Below are 16,326 nucleotides of genomic sequence, written 5' to 3'. Positions count from 1 at the left end.
GTCGGAGATAGTTCTAAAATGTTACAATTTGTTTTTATTCTAAAAGATAAGAGCCTGTTTCAAAAGTTGAGGCAGTCCTTATACTATAAACTATTTAGTTTGTTTTATAATGACTTAATTGATAGCTTTTTGATACCCTATTTAATCATTCCATAGGAATGTTTCGTAGGTAAAAAAAAAGATGAGCCGCATTTGCGTTCCGTAGGAACGTTTGATAGGTCAGATTATTAAAAACAGTGTAAAATCAAACGTTCCTACGGAACGTAATCCTTTATAACAATATAATTTTCTACCAATAAATGTTTTCCAGCAATGAAATGTTCCTACGGAACAAAGAAATAGGTAAAATAACAAAGAGGCTGTATCGACTTTTGAGACAGCCTCTCCTAATTTTCATGCTCTAAAACTTAAATAAGATTAACAATTCGCAAATCGTAAGATAAAAGTTTACTTTTGCAAAAAGTTATGTTTTCCAAAACACTCATAACTCATAATTTATAACTTACAATTTACAAAGTGAATTACTTATCTGTAGAAAATATATCGAAGTCATTTGGCGAAAGAGTCCTTTTTGACAACATTTCATTTGGAATCAACAAAGACCAAAAAATCGCTTTTATTGCCAAAAATGGTTCTGGTAAAACTACCATTATGAGCATTATTAATGGCTTAGACGAACCGGATACGGGACAAGTTGTTTTGAGAAAAGGAATTAGAATGGCGTTTCTTTCACAAGACAATAATCTGCAGGATGAACTTACGATTGAAGAAAGCATTTTTGCATCTGATAATGAAACGCTTAAAATAATCGAGGCTTACGAAAAAGCGCTTAAAAACCCAAATGACGAAGAAGCGTATCAAAAGGCTTTTGACGGAATGGATCAGCATAATGCGTGGGATTTTGAAACGCAGTACAAACAGATTTTATTCAAATTAAAACTGGAAGATTTTAAGCTTAAAGTAAAAAATCTTTCGGGAGGGCAAAAAAAGCGTCTTTCATTGGCACTCATATTAATCAATCGTCCTGATTTATTGATTCTGGATGAGCCAACCAACCATTTAGATCTTGAAATGATCGAATGGCTTGAAAGTTATTTTGCCAAAGAAAATATTACGTTGTTTATGGTTACGCACGACCGTTTCTTTTTGGAGCGTGTCTGCAACGAAATCATCGAATTGGACAACGGAAAATTATACCAATACAAAGGAAATTATTCTTATTATTTAGAGAAAAAAGAAGAAAGAATTACTTCTGAAAATTCAAGCATTGACAAAGCTAAAAACTTATTTGTAAAAGAATTAGAATGGATGCGCCGCCAGCCAAAAGCGAGAACAACCAAATCTAAGTCTCGTCAGGATGATTTTTACATTATTAAAGAAAAAGCGCAAAGCCGCCGAAAAGAAAACAAAGTAGAGCTTGAAATTAATATGGAAAGAATGGGAAGCAAAATTATTGAGCTTCATAAACTTTCTAAAAAATTCAAAGACCGCGTTATTTTGGATAACTTTAGTTTTGATTTTCAGCGTGGAGAAAGAATTGGGATTATTGGTAAAAACGGAACCGGAAAATCTACTTTTTTAAATCTGCTTACGGGAACAATTCCGCCAGACAGTGGCCGCGTTGTAAAAGGAGACACCATTAAAATTGGTTATTATACGCAATCTGGAATTAACCCTAAACCAGGACAGCGTGTTATCGATATTATTAAGGAATACGGCGAATATATTCCGCTTGCAAAAGGAAAAATTATTTCGGCTTCGCAATTGTTAGAGCGTTTTCTTTTTGATGCGAAAAAACAATACGATTATGTCGAAAAATTAAGCGGAGGAGAATTAAAACGTCTATATTTATGTACAGTTTTAATTCAGAATCCTAACTTTTTGATTCTTGATGAGCCAACAAACGATTTGGATATTGTAACGCTTAACGTTTTGGAAAGTTTCCTTTTAGATTATCCGGGATGTTTATTGGTTGTTTCGCACGACCGTTACTTTATGGATAAAATTGTGGATCACTTATTTGTTTTTAGAGGGCAGGGAGAAATCGAAAATTTCCCAGGAAACTATTCTGATTTCCGTGCCTATGAGGACAGTGCCGACGTTGCTCAAAAAGAAGAAAACAAAGCCGAAAAGAAAGACTGGAAACAAAATAATCCAACTGGAAATTTAAGCTTTAACGAGCAAAAAGAATATCAAAAAATCGAAAGAGAAATCAAAGATTTAGAAATCGAAAAAACTAAAATCGAAACATTATTTGCTGACGGAAAAGTTGCAGATGCTGATATTGAGAAAAAGGCAAATGAATTGCAAAGCATAATTAATAAAATCGAGGTAAAAGAAGAACGTTGGTTTGAGCTTTCGGCAAAGATAGAAGGATAAGTTAATTATAGAGGTTCACAAAGAAAGCACAGAGGTGCACGAAATTTTTTGTGAATCTTCGCGTTTTCTTTGTGAATCTCTGTGAAACCAAAATCTTTAATTATTTAAAAAACCTAAAATATGAAACAACTTTTAACAGTGTTACTTGCATTAGTACTATTCCTTTCTTGCTCTAAGGATAAGGATGAAGTTAAAGATTATACGGCTCAAAATGAACAGGAAATCAAAGATTACTTGGCTAAAAACAACTTAACTGCAACAAGAACAGATTCTGGTTTATATTATATTATCGAGGAACCGGGTGAAGGTGAAGATTTCCCTGAACCCAATTCAAATGTAACGGTTGTTTACAAAGGCTATTTTACAGACGGAAATGTGTTTGATGAAAGTGACAAAGATGTAGCCGAAGAAGATAAAAAAGGAGTTGCATTCGGTTTAAATCAGGTAATTCAAGGCTGGAAAGAAGGAATCAGACTTTTTAAACCGGGAGGAAAAGGTGTTCTTTTTGTTCCCGCGCATTTAGGTTACGGAAGCAGAGATTACAACGGAATTCCGGGTGGATCTGTTTTGATATTTGATATTACTTTAAAATCAATTAATTAAGGTATTTTCAAAATTTAGGCATGCTGTTTCAAATCAAATCTTATTTAAAATTTCTTTGGAATTCTAAAAACGAACACGGTGTTCATTCGCCTTTTGTTTTTAGTTTATTGACTAAATGCTTTTATGATAAGAAGCCGAAACGCGAATATTTGATTCTAAAAAATTATAGAAAATCGCTTCTTGAAAATAAAAATTTTATTGAAGTAACTGATTTTGGTGCTGGCTCTAAAGTTTTTAAATCAAACAGAAGGCAGATTTCTAAAATCGCATCTACAGCCGGAATTTCACCAAAACGGGCTGAATTATTATTTCGCGTAACAAATTATTTTCAGCCAAAAAACATTCTTGAAATTGGGACTTCTTTAGGTTTGGCGACTGCTGCCCTTGCATTGGGAAATACAGAGGCAAAAGTTATTACAATTGAAGGCTGTCCAAATACGGCAAATGCGGCCCAAAATCAATTAGATAAATTTGACTGCAAAAATGTCGAAAACATAATCTCTGAATTTGAATCTTTTTTAATTTCAGAAAACCTGAATTCTAAAATATATGATCTAATATATTTCGACGGTAATCATTCAAAAAAAGCAACTTTAACTTATTTTGAACTTTTACTGCAAACAGTAAATAATGATTCTGTTTGGATTTTTGACGACATACATTGGTCGCCGGAAATGGAAGAAGCCTGGGAGATTATAAAAAATCATCCAAAAGTAAAAGTTACGATCGATACTTTTCAATGGGGATTTGTATTTTTTAGATACGAACAAGAAAAAGAACATTTTGTTATTAGAGTATAAAATGACTATCATTTCTGATTGCCATTTTTTTACCTTCTTTTTCCCTGTTTCCCTGCTTCATTAAAAGAAAAACATTCTTATTCGACAGTTCGAATTGTAACAAAAATCAATTTCAAACTACTCATCGTTAATTAAAAAGTGTTTTGTACTTTTAAATCCAAAATTGTAAAACGAAATGGCAAATCCATTAATTAAAATAACCGACATAAGACGAAATTTTGTACTTGGTAATGAAATCGTCTATGTTTTAAAAGGAATTAATTTAGAAATCAACAAAGGCGAATATGTTGCTTTAATGGGGCCTTCGGGATCTGGAAAATCAACTTTAATGAATTTATTAGGTTGTTTGGATACCCCAACTTCCGGACGTTATGTTTTAAACGGAAAAGATGTCAGCCAAATGCGTGATGACGAACTTGCCGGAATTCGTAATACAGAAATCGGATTTGTTTTTCAAACTTTTAATCTTTTACCAAGAACTACGGCTTTAGACAATGTAGCTTTACCAATGATTTACGCCGGATATTCAAAATCTGACAGAAATACAAGAGCCACTGAGGTTTTAAAACAAGTAAATTTAGGAGACCGAATGGATCACCAGCCCAATCAGTTATCTGGAGGACAACGCCAGCGTGTTGCCATTGCCCGCGCTTTGGTCAACAAACCTTCGATTATTCTGGCCGATGAACCTACAGGAAACTTAGACAGTAAAACTTCTGTAGAAATCATGAAGCTTTTTGGAGATATTCACGCTCAAGGAAACACTGTAATTCTAGTAACTCACGAAGAAGACATCGCAGCTTACGCACACAGAGTTATTCGTTTACGAGATGGATTAATTGAAAGTGACACAACTAAATAATTTTAGATTTCTGATTTTAGATTTTAGATTATTTTCTAAATCTAAAAATTTAAGACTCTAGCATTCAATCTAAAATCATAAATCTACAATCTAAAATAACCATGAAAGTATATACAAAAACAGGCGATAAAGGAACAACGGCTCTTTTTGGAGGCACGCGCGTTCCTAAGGATCATATAAGAATTGACAGTTACGGGACTGTTGATGAATTAAATTCCTATATCGGATTAATTCGCGATCAGGAAATCGATTCACATTATAAAACCATTTTAATAGAAATTCAGGATCGGCTTTTTACTGTTGGCGCCATTTTGGCAACTCCGCAGGAAAAAGAAGTCTTGAAAAATGGAGAACTTCGCTTAAAAAATCTCGGAATAATTGACTCGGATATCCAATTACTCGAAAACGAAATAGATAAAATGGAAGAAAGCCTTCCGCAAATGACTCATTTTGTTTTACCGGGCGGTCACCCAACCGTGTCACATTGTCATATAGCACGTTGTATCTGCCGCCGTGCAGAGCGTTTGGCAGTACATTTAAGTCATAATGAACACGTTCCTGAAATCGCAATTATGTACTTAAACCGACTTTCTGACTACCTTTTTGTCTTGGCACGGAAGTTGTCGTTTGACTTAAAAGCGGAGGAAGTGAAATGGATTCCGAGGAAGTGAAATTTTAGATTTTAGTCCCGAAGCTTCGGGACAGATTTTAGATTTTTCAAGATTCTATAAATCTAAAATCAACAATCTAAAATCCGTAATTAACAGGACGTTCTTAAATTTTATTAAAATAAATCAAATTTTACTTGTCTTTTTCAGTAAAAAATTTATTTTTGCACAAACTAAACAGATAACAGATGTATTGGACATTAGAATTAGCATCTTATTTAAGTGATGCGCCATGGCCTGCTAACAAAGACGAACTTATTGACTACGCTATTAGAGCTGGTGCTCCATTAGAAGTAGTAGAAAACCTTCAGTCAATAGAAGACGAAGGCGAGATATATGAATCAATGGAAGAAATTTGGCCTGATTATCCAACAGACGAAGATTATCTTTGGAATGAGGATGAATATTAAAAAATAAACCAAAGGAAAAAGTCTCATCATAGAGGCTTTTTTTTTGGTTCAAATACATATTATATAATAAAGAAATACAAATAAATTATGAGTTTCATAAATAGCATCATTAAGGTCTTTGTAGGTGATAAATCTCAAAAAGATGTCAAAGCTTTACAACCTTACTTAAACAAAATTAAGACTTTCGAAACTAGTTTAATGAGTTTATCTCACGACGAACTAAGAGCGAGAACCGCTTATTTTAAAGAAAAAATTAAAGAAGCGAGAGCAGAAAAAGATGCAAAAATTGCTTCGCTTAAAACGGAAGTCGAAAATATTGAAGATATCGATAAAAGAGAAGATATCTATGATGCAATAGATGCTCTTGAAAAAGAAGCTTATGAAATCTCTGAAAAAACTTTATTAGAAATTCTTCCTGAAGCTTTTTCTGTAGTAAAAGAAACGGCTCGTCGTTTTAAAGAAAACTCTCATATTGAGGTTACTGCAACTGCAAAAGACCGCGAATTTTCTGCAACAAAACCATATATTACGATTGACGGCGAAAAATCTGTTTGGGCAAACAAATGGAATGCTGCCGGAAAAGATATTACTTGGGACATGATTCACTATGATGTTCAGTTGATTGGAGGAATGGTTCTGCACGAAGGTAAAGTTGCCGAAATGCAAACGGGTGAAGGTAAAACTTTAGTAGCTACTTTACCGCTTTACTTAAACGCTTTGACAGGAAACGGAGTTCACTTAGTAACTGTGAATGACTACCTGGCAAAACGTGACAGCACGTGGAAAGCACCATTATTCGAATTCCACGGTTTATCTGTTGACTGTATCGATAATCACCAGCCAAGTACTGAAGCCAGAAAAAAAGCTTATGATGCTGATATCACTTACGGAACCAACAACGAATTTGGTTTTGACTACTTAAGAGATAATATGGCACACTCGCCTAGCGATTTAGTGCAGAGAAAACACAATTTTGCGATTGTCGACGAGGTCGATTCTGTATTAATTGATGATGCAAGAACACCGCTTATTATTTCAGGACCAGTTCCGCAGGGAGATCGTCATGAATTTAACGAGTTGAAACCAAAAATCGAGAACTTAGTTGCACAGCAGCGTCAGTTAGCGAATGGTTTCTTGGCAGAAGCCAAAAAATTAATCAAAGAAGGAAATACTAAAGAAGGCGGATTCTTGTTGTTAAGAGCCTACAGAAGTTTACCTAAAAATAAAGCATTAATTAAATTTTTGAGTGAAGAAGGAATTAAACAATTACTTCAAAAAACTGAAAATCAATACATGCAGGATAACAATCGCGAAATGCATAAAGTAGATGAAGCTTTATATTTTGTGATTGAAGAAAAAAACAATCAGGTAGAATTGACAGATAACGGTATCCAATATTTATCTGGAGATACAGATTCTGATTTCTTCGTTTTACCAGACATTGGAACAGAAATCGCCGCTATCGAAAAACAAAAATTAGATAAAGACGCTGAAGCGGAAGCTAAAGAAAGATTATTTCAGGATTTTGGAGTAAAAAGCGAACGTATTCACACTCTTACACAACTTTTAAAAGCGTATGCTCTTTTTGAAAAAGATGTAGAATACGTTATCATGGACAACAAAATTATGATTGTCGATGAGCAAACAGGTCGTATCATGGATGGCCGCCGTTATTCTGACGGTTTACACCAGGCTATCGAAGCAAAAGAAAACGTAAAAATCGAAGCTGCAACACAGACTTTTGCTACAGTTACATTACAGAATTATTTCAGAATGTACAGCAAATTAGGGGGTATGACAGGTACAGCGGTTACAGAAGCTGGAGAGTTATGGCAGATTTACAAACTGGATGTTGTTGAAATTCCAACCAACCGTCCAATTGCAAGACACGATAAAGAAGATTATATCTATAAAACAACACGTGAGAAATTCAACGCTGTTATTGAAGACGTTACCGAATTATCAAATGCCGGAAGACCAGTATTAATTGGAACAACTTCTGTAGAGATTTCAGAATTATTAAGCCGTATGCTTAAAATGAGAGGAATCGCACACAACGTATTGAACGCTAAAATGCACAAACAAGAGGCACAAATCGTTGAAGAAGCTGGTAAAGCCGGAGTTGTAACTATTGCAACAAACATGGCTGGTCGTGGTACCGATATTAAATTATCTCCAGAAGTAAAAGCAGCCGGAGGTTTAGCAATCGTAGGTACAGAGCGTCATGATTCACGTCGTGTAGACAGACAGTTACGTGGTCGTTCTGGTCGTCAGGGAGATCCGGGAAGTTCTCAATTTTATGTTTCTCTTGAAGATAACTTAATGCGTTTATTTGGTTCTGAAAGAGTGGCTAAAGTTATGGACAGAATGGGATTGAAAGAAGGTGAAGTTATTCAGCATTCTATGATGACTAAATCTATCGAACGTGCTCAGAAAAAAGTAGAAGAAAACAACTTTGGTGTTCGTAAACGTTTATTAGAATATGATGACGTAATGAACTCTCAGCGTGAAGTAGTTTACAAACGTCGTCGTCATGCATTGTTTGGCGAGCGTTTAAAACTGGATATCGCGAATATGCTTTATGATACTTGTGAGTTAATCGTAAGCAACAATAAAATTGCAAATGATTTTAAAGGTTTTGATTTTGACTTAATTCGTTATTTCGGAATTACTTCACCAGTTTCAGAGGCTGATTTTCAAAAATTATCAGACATTGAAGTTACCGGAAAAGTATACAAAGAAGCTTTGGCTTTTTACACTGAAAAAACAGAAAGAAGCGCAAGAGAAGCTTTCCCAATTATTAGAGGAGTTTACGAAGAGCCAAACAATCATTTCGAAAGAATTGTAGTTCCTTTTACAGACGGAATCAAAACTTTGAATGTTGTTACGGATTTGAAAAAAGCTTACGAAAGCGAAGGAGCGCAATTAATTGCTGATTTCGAAAAAAACATCACACTTTCGATTGTTGATGAGGCCTGGAAAAAACACTTGCGTAAAATGGACGAATTGAAACAATCTGTTCAATTGGCTGTTCACGAACAGAAAGATCCATTGCTTATTTACAAATTAGAAGCTTTTAATTTGTTTAGAGGAATGTTAGACAACGTTAATAAAGAAGTTATTTCATTCTTGTTCAAAGGTGATTTACCAGCTCAAAACGTTACTTCTGAAATTCACGAAGCAAGAGAAGTTCGTCAAAAAGAAAACTTTAAATTAAGCAAAGACGAAATTCCAAACAGCGAAAATATTAATCGCGAAGCTGGAGAAACACAACAGCGTCAGGTTACAGAAACGATTGTGAGAGATATGCCAAAAATCAATCGTAATGATACTGTAACTGTTCAGGAAGTTGCAACTGGTAAAACAGAAACAATGAAATTCAAAAAAGCAGAAAACCTTTTAGCTTCAGGAGCTTGGGTTATTGTTAAAGAATAACTTTTTAGTATTCAGTGTTCAGATTTTTAGTATTCAGTCACAGTTTTTAGACTGATATTCAAATTACATATCAAACCCGACAGGTTTTAAAAACCTGTCGGGTTTTTAGTTTTTGGTTACAAACCAGACTGAACACTAAAAATCTGAACACTGAATACTAAAAAAAACTTTTTTCCGAAACTCTTGGTAATAAATGCGAATTAAATGTATTTTTGCATTCGAAACATAGAAACAGCGTTTTTGAAACGATTTTTGATCATATTGCTTTCATGCACACTTTTACTGCCTTCTTTTGGCAGTTTCTTTGTTTATACTTCTTTCAAACTTAATCAGGAAGAAATTTCAAAAACGATTTGCGTACAGCGAAAAATGGTTTTTAATTCCTGTAACGGTCGATGCGAGCTTCAAAAGAGTTTAAAAAAATACGCTGATAACGAAAAAAGAATGCAAAACAACCTGAAAGAAAAAGCAGAAGTTGTTTACATTCAAAATACTACTACGACTAATTTTAAATTAGTAACTCCAATTGAATCAAGAGCAAAAATTTTTGCTTCTTTTGATACAAAACCAATCTCGGTTTCAAACACTACGTTTCGACCTCCATCCTATTTTATATAAATTTCTGATAACCGCTTTTCAATAGTTTTTGAAAAGATTTTTTCTTGTCGTAAAGTCAGGAAAAGCACACGTTACTTTAAAATTTATATAAATTTAAAATGAAAAAAATATACATTATCCTATTCTTTATAGGACAATTTGTCTTTGCGCAGAACAAGGTAGAAAAAGACACAACAAAATCTCAAGAGCTTGAAAATGTTTTTATAACTGCCAACAGAACTGCTGCTAAACGCAAGGAAACTCCTGTTGCCATTAGCAAATTAACGGCTAAAACTATTAACGAAACCAAGGCAGCTGCTGTTTATGAAATAATAAACAAAACGCCGGGAGTTTTAATGGTTAACTTAGGAAACGAACAGCACATGATGTCTATTCGTCAGCCAATGACAACTAATGCTTATTATTTATATTTAGAAGACGGCTTGCCAATTCGTCCGATGGGAATTTTTAACCACAATGCTTTATTAGAAATTAATCAATATAACCTGCAGAGTATTGAAGTTGTAAAAGGTCCGGTTTCTTCTTTATACGGCCCTGAGGCTGTGGGTGGAACAATCAATTTAATTTCGATAAAACCACCTGTTGATCCAGAGTTTAAATTTGGAGTTCAGGCAGATAATTATGGATACAGAAGATTTCAGGCTGCCGGAGGTGCAACCGTAGGAAAAGTTGGTTTTCATATTGCCGGAATTTCAAGTTTGCAGGAAAACGGATGGATGACTTATTCTGATTATAACAAAGATAATCTGAATGCGAGAATCGATTATAACATCTCTCCTTCTACCCGATTAATAAGTAATACGATGTATGGAAAATATTATTCGGATATGAGCGGAACGGTTAACGAAGATGCTTTCAACAACAGAACATACAAAAGCACCTCTAATTTTACTTATAGAAAATCTGACGCTTTAAGAACCCGCTTAACACTAGAACACGATTGGAACAGCAATTCAAGCAGTTATATTACAGCTTATTTACGTGACAATAAGTTAGGCCAGAATCCTTCTTACGGAATTAAATGGAGCCCGACTATAAATCCTACAACTGCTAAAGGGGAAGTAAACTCAAATAATTTTAAAAGTTACGGAGCAATTGCCCAGCATACTCAAAAATTTGATTTTCTAAATACAAAACTTGTGGCTGGTGCTTTATACGACTATTCTCCAGTTACGTATTGGTCTTATGTAATTGATTTAAAAGCTAACTTAAATCCGGGAGAAGCTGGTAAACAAACCGTTGATTCTTATGAAATAATTGCTGAACATCCAGACTTAAAATTAGCAGATTATACGGCAGATATTTTCAACTCTGCAGGATATGCGCAATTGAGCATTAATCCACTTGAACAATTAATATTTACCGTTGGCGGTCGATACGACAACATGAAAGTAGACTATGATAATGCTTTAGACAAATCTACAGGAAGTAAAGTCTACGATAAATTCACTTTTAAAGTAGGTGCAAATTTTAATCCGATTGAGTTTGCAGGCTTTTATGGTAATTATTCTCAAGGTTTTGCGCCTCCGGGAATTACATCAATTTTTAGAACTAAACCGGGAACCGGAGGAACAACAGGTGTTCCGGCTGCTTTTTATTACAACTTAGAACCTGCAACTTTTGATAATTATGAAGTTGGCGGATGGTTTTCTTTCTTTCAAAATAAATTAAATTTTGATTACGCCTTTTATTATATGGAAGGTAAAAACGAGCTGTTAAGCATTAAACTTCCTGATAACTCAACAGATTATCGTTCGGCAGGAGAAACGCGTCATAAAGGAATTGAATTTGGAGCTTCATATCGTCCTTCACAGCAATTTAATATTCGCTTGGGTGGAACTTACGCACAGCATACTTATATCGATTTTAAACTTTCAGATAAACCAAGTGATCTCGTTCAGGATTTAAATGGAAAAGAAATGCCGGCTGCCCCAAAATGGTCTGGAAATTCAGAGGTAAGTTATTATCCAAACTGGCTTCCTAATTTAAGAACTTCTATAGAATGGCAGCTTGTGGGAAGTTATTACCAAGATCAGATCAATACGGTAAAATACGACGGTTATAACATTTTCAATGCAAGAGTTGGTTATCAATGGAAAGGCATTGAAGTATATGGAAACGTAATGAACCTGACTGATAAATTATACGCTTACAATGTTTCGAGAGCAAATACCACAAACGCACAGCCAACATATACGGCGGCGGCTCCAAGAACATTTGTATTTGGAATTCAATACAATTTTTCATTAAAAAAATAAGTTTTTGCCACAGATTAAAAGGATTAAAGGGATTAAAAAAGAGTTTTAAATTTTCCCTAAGAAATCAAAATTCATAAATCATTTAATAAAAAAAAACATTTTAATCTGTGTAATCTGTGGCAAAAAAAATAAAAACAAAAACAACTCAATTATGAGTAAAGAAATCAAGAAAAAATCTTCTAAAAAGAAAGATTCTAAAATCGTAAAAAAAATCAAGCAGCACATGTACAAATGGCATCGTGTTATTGGCTTAATTACTATTGTTCCTGTTATTTTCTGGACTTTGTCTGGCTTGATGCATCCGTTTATGGCGCATTTTTTCAAACCTGAAATTGCGCACGAAAGACTAGAACAGCAAATAATCGACAAAAGCCAGCTGAAATTATCCATTCAGGAAGTTTTACAAAAAAACGAAATCACTCAATTCAAAAATTTCCGAATTGTCACTTTTAATAATATTACTTATTATCAGGTAAAAACCATTTTTGGTCAATTGTGGTATTATGATGCTTCAAACGGAAAAAAACTGGAAGACGGAGATCAAAAATATGCCGAATGGCTTTCTCGCTATTTTCTCGATGATCAAAAAAGTGTCGTAAAAAAGAGCGAAGTGGTAACCGAATTTACGTCGCAATACAAATATGTAAATCGCTATTTACCTGTTTACAAACTTACTTTTGACCGTCCTGATGCCATGCAGGTTTATGTCGAAACCTCTTCCAGCAAACTGGCGACTTACAATCCAGCTTCAAGACAGGCTTTTATCTGGTTTTTTGATACTTTTCATAACTGGTCTTTTATAGATGCCATAACCAATAATAGTATCCGAATCATTACCATGATTTTCTTATTATCAATTATTGGACTTTCTGCTTTAAGCGGCATCTTGATTTACGGTTTATTGTGGAAACAATTCAAAAAAACAGATAATGCAGCGCCTAAAAAAGGGCTTAGAAAATACCATCGTCAAATTGGGATCTGGGTTTCGTTTTTTACGTTGACTTTTGCTTTTAGCGGAGGATATCATGCCACAACAAAATGGGCTCCTTATACACTGTCACAAATGGTCTATGAACCTACATTTGTGACTAAAGAAATTCCATTAGCTAATAATACGCTGGATTTAGACTGGGCCCGTTTTCAAAATGTAAGTATTATTACTTTAAACGATACCACTTATTTCCGTTGTCAATTGCTTGAAAAAAGTAAATTCAAGACTTCAAAAGTAGATTCTAATTCAAAATGGGGCAAAAAGAAAGATCAAAAATCGGAAGTAATTTACATTAACGCTGCGACCAACAAAGTTGTACCAAATGTTGATCTTCATTATGCGGAATATCTGGCTTACTATTTTACGGGCGGAGCTCCACAAGCGGCTTGCTGCGAAATGATCGAAACTTCTGATGAACCGGAAGAATCAATAGAAAACATAAAATTATTAGAATCAAAAGTTTTAACTGATTTTGAAAGCAGAGAATATGGTTTTGTAAACAAACGTCTGCCTGTTGTAAAATTAGCATACGACACTCCTGAAAAAACAACCTATTTTATCGAAACTTCAACTTCGAGATTAGCTGCTGTAGTTAAAAATGCTGATAAGGTTGAAGGTTATTCATTTGCCATATTCCATAAATTTTTATTCATGGATTGGGCAGGAAAAAACATTCGTGATCTGGCCACAGTTTTAGCTGCATTGAGTATTTTAATTGTCAGCATTTTAGGTTTTATCTTATTCTTGAAAAAGTAAAAAAAGATTCTAAGCTGCTGAGATATTAAGTTTTTTTTTGCCGCGAATTACACGAATTTCCACAAATTTTTAAATCAATTAATTCGTGGAAATTCGTGACAGAAAACTCTCCCCAACTACCAAAAGTGGCTGGGGATTTTTTATATTTGGTAACTAATAAACCTTTTACAATAAAGAATTGAGAAAAAAGATTCAGTTTTCGTTATTACTAATTTGGGCAATCTGTTTTAGTTATTTCTTTATTTTAATGCTGAAGCTTACTTTGCAGTACATTCCGTTAAAAAACGACGCTGCTTTTCTCCTGATCAAACAAACGGAAGTTTCTGAAATCCCTTATTACATTACCTTTTTTTATATTCATGTCTATTCGGCGATTTTTGTTTTATTTTCGGGATTTTTTCAGTTTAACAATACGCTTTTAAAGAAATATCCTGTTCTGCATCGAAATCTCGGAAAACTATATGTTTTTGTAATTCTGTTTTTAAGTGCGCCTTCGGGGTTATTTATTGGCTTTTTTGCTAATGGCGGATTTTATTCTAAAATATCTTTTATCACTTTATCCGTTTTATGGTTTTACTTTACTTTAAAAGGTTTTCTGTTCATTAAAAACAAAAAGATTGCACAGCACAAGGCATTTATGCTTCGAAGTTTTGCTTTAACATTTTCTGCCGTTACCTTACGTTTCTGGAAGGTGATTCTTGTATATTTGTTTCACCCTGCGCCAATGGATTTATACCAAATTATAGCCTGGTTAGGCTGGATTCCGAATTTATTAATCATCGAATATTATCTTTATCATCAATCAAAAAAATGAAAAACATCCTTTATTTATTTTTAGCTGCCTTGTTTTTTTCGTGTAATTCTAAAGAAAAACAACCACAAATCAGTGATAACAAAATGCCCGAAGAAATCCGAACTGATTTATACGGTTCATGGGTTGGCGATTTTGTTGTTGCAGAACGTGACACAACCCAGCCGGAAAAAGAAAGATATAGCAATAAGATCAATATTGTTATCAAAAAAATTACCGAAACAGAAGTTACGGGACAAAGTGTTGTTGCTGGTAATAACAGACCACTTTCAGGTACAATGAAAAGAACAGGAAATACTATTTCTTTTACGCTGAAAGAACCGGGTGATGATAAAAACGATGGTGTTTTTACTTTCGAAATACAAAATGATACCCTTTTAAAAGGAACATGGACAGCAAATAACCCTAAAAAAGAAGTCCGCAAAAGAAAATTTGAACTAACTAAAAAACAGTTCAAATACGATCCTACAGTAATGCTGCCGGATAACAATATGTATGTTGATTATGAAAATCCAAAAGAAGAGGAAGTAACTTATGAAGAAGAGAATGAAGGTGAAGAAACAAAAGACACAACAAAAGCCGAAACCTATTTTGAAAATGTATACAGAATGGCTTCTGAAAGCATTTTAAAAATCAATTCTTCTACACAGAAATTAAAAGAATCTGATATTAAAAACTTAAAAAAGATAGATTTAGAAATTCTTAGAAATACCATTTTTGCCCGACACGGATTTTCTTTTAAAACGAAAACAGTACGTCAGTTTTTTGATGATGTTGAATGGTATATTCCGATTTCGACTAATGTTGACGATCAATTAACTTCTGTAGAAAAAGAGAATATTGCATTATTAAAACGTTTTGAAAAATACGCCGAAGATAATTATGATTCTTTTGGAAGGTGATTTTTTTTAGGTGCTAAGGTTCTAAGCTGCTGAGATACTAAGTTTTTTTTGTCGCGAATTTACGAATGTATTTGTATAAAAATTCGTGAATTCGCGGCGAAAAATTTTTCTTAAATACCTACAAGATTTTGGAAACCTTGCAGGAAATCGCTATTTCGGATTTTCCTGATAATAACGTGCTTCAATTCTCTTAATATCTTTAATTGAATTTTTAGCCCAGACCAAACGTTTTTCCATTATTTCTTCATCAGATAAATGCCAGTCAATATCTGAATTTCGTAGTCTGTTAGTAAGATTTTGAATGATGATGGCTGCAGAAACAGAAATATTTAAACTTTCTGTAAAACCTACCATTGGGATTTTTAAAAATCCATCTGCTTTTTCTAAAATTTCCGGCGAAAGACCGTCTTTTTCAGTTCCAAAGAATAAAGCACTTGGTTTAGAAATATCAAAATCCTGAATCATACAGTCATTTTCATGCGGTGTTGTCGCAATGATTTGGTATCCTTTATTTCTTAAAGATGAAACACAGCCCTCGACAGTATCAAAACGGTTAATATCTACCCATTTTTGTGCACCCAAAGCAATTTCTTTATCAATCCTTTTACCAAAACGCTGTTCGATAATATTAAGTTCCTGAATTCCAAAAACTTCACAGCTGCGTATTACGGCACTCGTGTTATGCATTTGAAAAACATCTTCGACTGCAATAGTAAAATGTTTAGTTCGGTTTTCTAATACTTTTAAAAATTTCTCTTTTCGGTTGTCTGTCAATATATTTTCGAGAAATGCCAGGTAATCTAAATCAATCATTTTGTTTGTATTTGGCACAA

The 16,326-nt window shown here is 33.9% G+C and carries 13 protein-coding genes; 12 read left to right on the top strand and 1 reads right to left on the bottom strand.

From position 1 onward, the window contains the following. The first annotated feature begins 516 nt into the window (after window positions 1-516). From LUU93_RS04835 to LUU93_RS04780, 12 genes are all read left to right on the top strand, one after another. Window positions 517-2,379, top strand: coding sequence for an ABC-F family ATP-binding cassette domain-containing protein (locus LUU93_RS04835; protein ID WP_232678878.1), 1,863 nt, complete (start codon window positions 517-519; stop codon window positions 2,377-2,379). Between the two features lie 120 nt (window positions 2,380-2,499). Further along, window positions 2,500-2,982, top strand: coding sequence for an FKBP-type peptidyl-prolyl cis-trans isomerase (locus tag LUU93_RS04830; RefSeq protein WP_232678876.1), 483 nt, complete (start codon window positions 2,500-2,502; stop codon window positions 2,980-2,982). A 20-nt stretch (window positions 2,983-3,002) separates the two neighbouring features. After that, window positions 3,003-3,782 (top strand): O-methyltransferase, encoded by a 780-nt coding sequence (locus LUU93_RS04825; RefSeq protein ID WP_232678874.1) that lies wholly within the window; start codon window positions 3,003-3,005, stop codon window positions 3,780-3,782. 175 nt (window positions 3,783-3,957) lie between these two features. Further along, window positions 3,958-4,644 carry an ABC transporter ATP-binding protein gene (locus LUU93_RS04820; RefSeq protein WP_232678872.1) on the top strand — a complete coding sequence of 229 codons (687 nt, stop codon included), beginning with the start codon at window positions 3,958-3,960 and terminating at the stop codon, window positions 4,642-4,644. Window positions 4,645-4,745: 101 nt separating this feature from the next. Continuing rightward, window positions 4,746-5,315 carry a cob(I)yrinic acid a,c-diamide adenosyltransferase gene (locus tag LUU93_RS04815; RefSeq protein ID WP_232678870.1) on the top strand — a complete coding sequence of 190 codons (570 nt, stop codon included), beginning with the start codon at window positions 4,746-4,748 and terminating at the stop codon, window positions 5,313-5,315. A gap of 185 nt (window positions 5,316-5,500) precedes the next feature. Further along, window positions 5,501-5,722, top strand: coding sequence for a DUF2795 domain-containing protein (locus LUU93_RS04810; RefSeq protein ID WP_007138072.1), 222 nt, complete (start codon window positions 5,501-5,503; stop codon window positions 5,720-5,722). An 87-nt stretch (window positions 5,723-5,809) separates the two neighbouring features. After that, window positions 5,810-9,157: a preprotein translocase subunit SecA gene (gene secA, locus LUU93_RS04805; RefSeq protein ID WP_232678865.1), complete on the top strand. Its 3,348-nt coding sequence runs from the start codon at window positions 5,810-5,812 to the stop codon at window positions 9,155-9,157. Window positions 9,158-9,397: 240 nt separating this feature from the next. Next, the gene (locus LUU93_RS04800; RefSeq protein ID WP_180859632.1) at window positions 9,398-9,775 is read left to right on the top strand and encodes a hypothetical protein; all 378 of its coding nucleotides are present in this window, start codon (window positions 9,398-9,400) and stop codon (window positions 9,773-9,775) included. A gap of 98 nt (window positions 9,776-9,873) precedes the next feature. Then, window positions 9,874-12,033, top strand: a complete 2,160-nt coding sequence (locus LUU93_RS04795) for a TonB-dependent receptor (RefSeq protein WP_232678864.1) — start codon at window positions 9,874-9,876, stop codon at window positions 12,031-12,033. A gap of 151 nt (window positions 12,034-12,184) precedes the next feature. After that, entirely contained in the window at window positions 12,185-13,780 is a 1,596-nt protein-coding gene (locus tag LUU93_RS04790) for a PepSY-associated TM helix domain-containing protein (RefSeq protein ID WP_232678862.1), read from the top strand. 178 nt (window positions 13,781-13,958) lie between these two features. Continuing rightward, window positions 13,959-14,594, top strand: a complete 636-nt coding sequence (locus LUU93_RS04785) for a DUF2306 domain-containing protein (protein WP_232678859.1) — start codon at window positions 13,959-13,961, stop codon at window positions 14,592-14,594. Beyond that, window positions 14,591-15,493, top strand: coding sequence for a YARHG domain-containing protein (locus LUU93_RS04780; protein ID WP_232678857.1), 903 nt, complete (start codon window positions 14,591-14,593; stop codon window positions 15,491-15,493). Before LUU93_RS04785 ends, LUU93_RS04780 begins: the two co-directional genes overlap by 4 nt. A 150-nt stretch (window positions 15,494-15,643) precedes the next feature. On the opposite strand, the gene LUU93_RS04775 is transcribed toward LUU93_RS04780, so the two are convergent. Beyond that, window positions 15,644-16,306, bottom strand: a complete 663-nt coding sequence (locus LUU93_RS04775) for a TrmH family RNA methyltransferase (RefSeq protein ID WP_232678855.1) — start codon at window positions 16,304-16,306, stop codon at window positions 15,644-15,646. Between the last annotated feature and the right edge of the window lie 20 nt (window positions 16,307-16,326).

The sequence above is a fragment of the Flavobacterium soyae genome, assembly GCF_021245985.1.
Classification (GTDB): Bacteria; Bacteroidota; Bacteroidia; order Flavobacteriales; family Flavobacteriaceae; genus Flavobacterium; species Flavobacterium soyae.
This window is presented reverse-complemented; position numbering and strand designations above follow the sequence as displayed.

Bases quoted from the DNA above. Each gene is read 5' to 3' on its own strand.
- LUU93_RS04790 (WP_232678862.1), top strand. From the start codon at position 12,185: ATGAGTAAAGAAATCAAGAAAAAATCTTCTAAAAAGAAAGATTCTAAA.
- LUU93_RS04775 (WP_232678855.1), bottom strand. From the start codon at position 16,306: ATGATTGATTTAGATTACCTGGCATTTCTCGAAAATATATTGACAGAC.
- LUU93_RS04820 (WP_232678872.1), top strand. From the start codon at position 3,958: ATGGCAAATCCATTAATTAAAATAACCGACATAAGACGAAATTTTGTA.
- LUU93_RS04780 (WP_232678857.1), top strand. From the start codon at position 14,591: ATGAAAAACATCCTTTATTTATTTTTAGCTGCCTTGTTTTTTTCGTGT.
- LUU93_RS04815 (WP_232678870.1), top strand. From the start codon at position 4,746: ATGAAAGTATATACAAAAACAGGCGATAAAGGAACAACGGCTCTTTTT.
- secA (WP_232678865.1), top strand. From the start codon at position 5,810: ATGAGTTTCATAAATAGCATCATTAAGGTCTTTGTAGGTGATAAATCT.
- LUU93_RS04810 (WP_007138072.1), top strand. From the start codon at position 5,501: ATGTATTGGACATTAGAATTAGCATCTTATTTAAGTGATGCGCCATGG.
- LUU93_RS04795 (WP_232678864.1), top strand. From the start codon at position 9,874: ATGAAAAAAATATACATTATCCTATTCTTTATAGGACAATTTGTCTTT.
- LUU93_RS04825 (WP_232678874.1), top strand. From the start codon at position 3,003: ATGCTGTTTCAAATCAAATCTTATTTAAAATTTCTTTGGAATTCTAAA.
- LUU93_RS04830 (WP_232678876.1), top strand. From the start codon at position 2,500: ATGAAACAACTTTTAACAGTGTTACTTGCATTAGTACTATTCCTTTCT.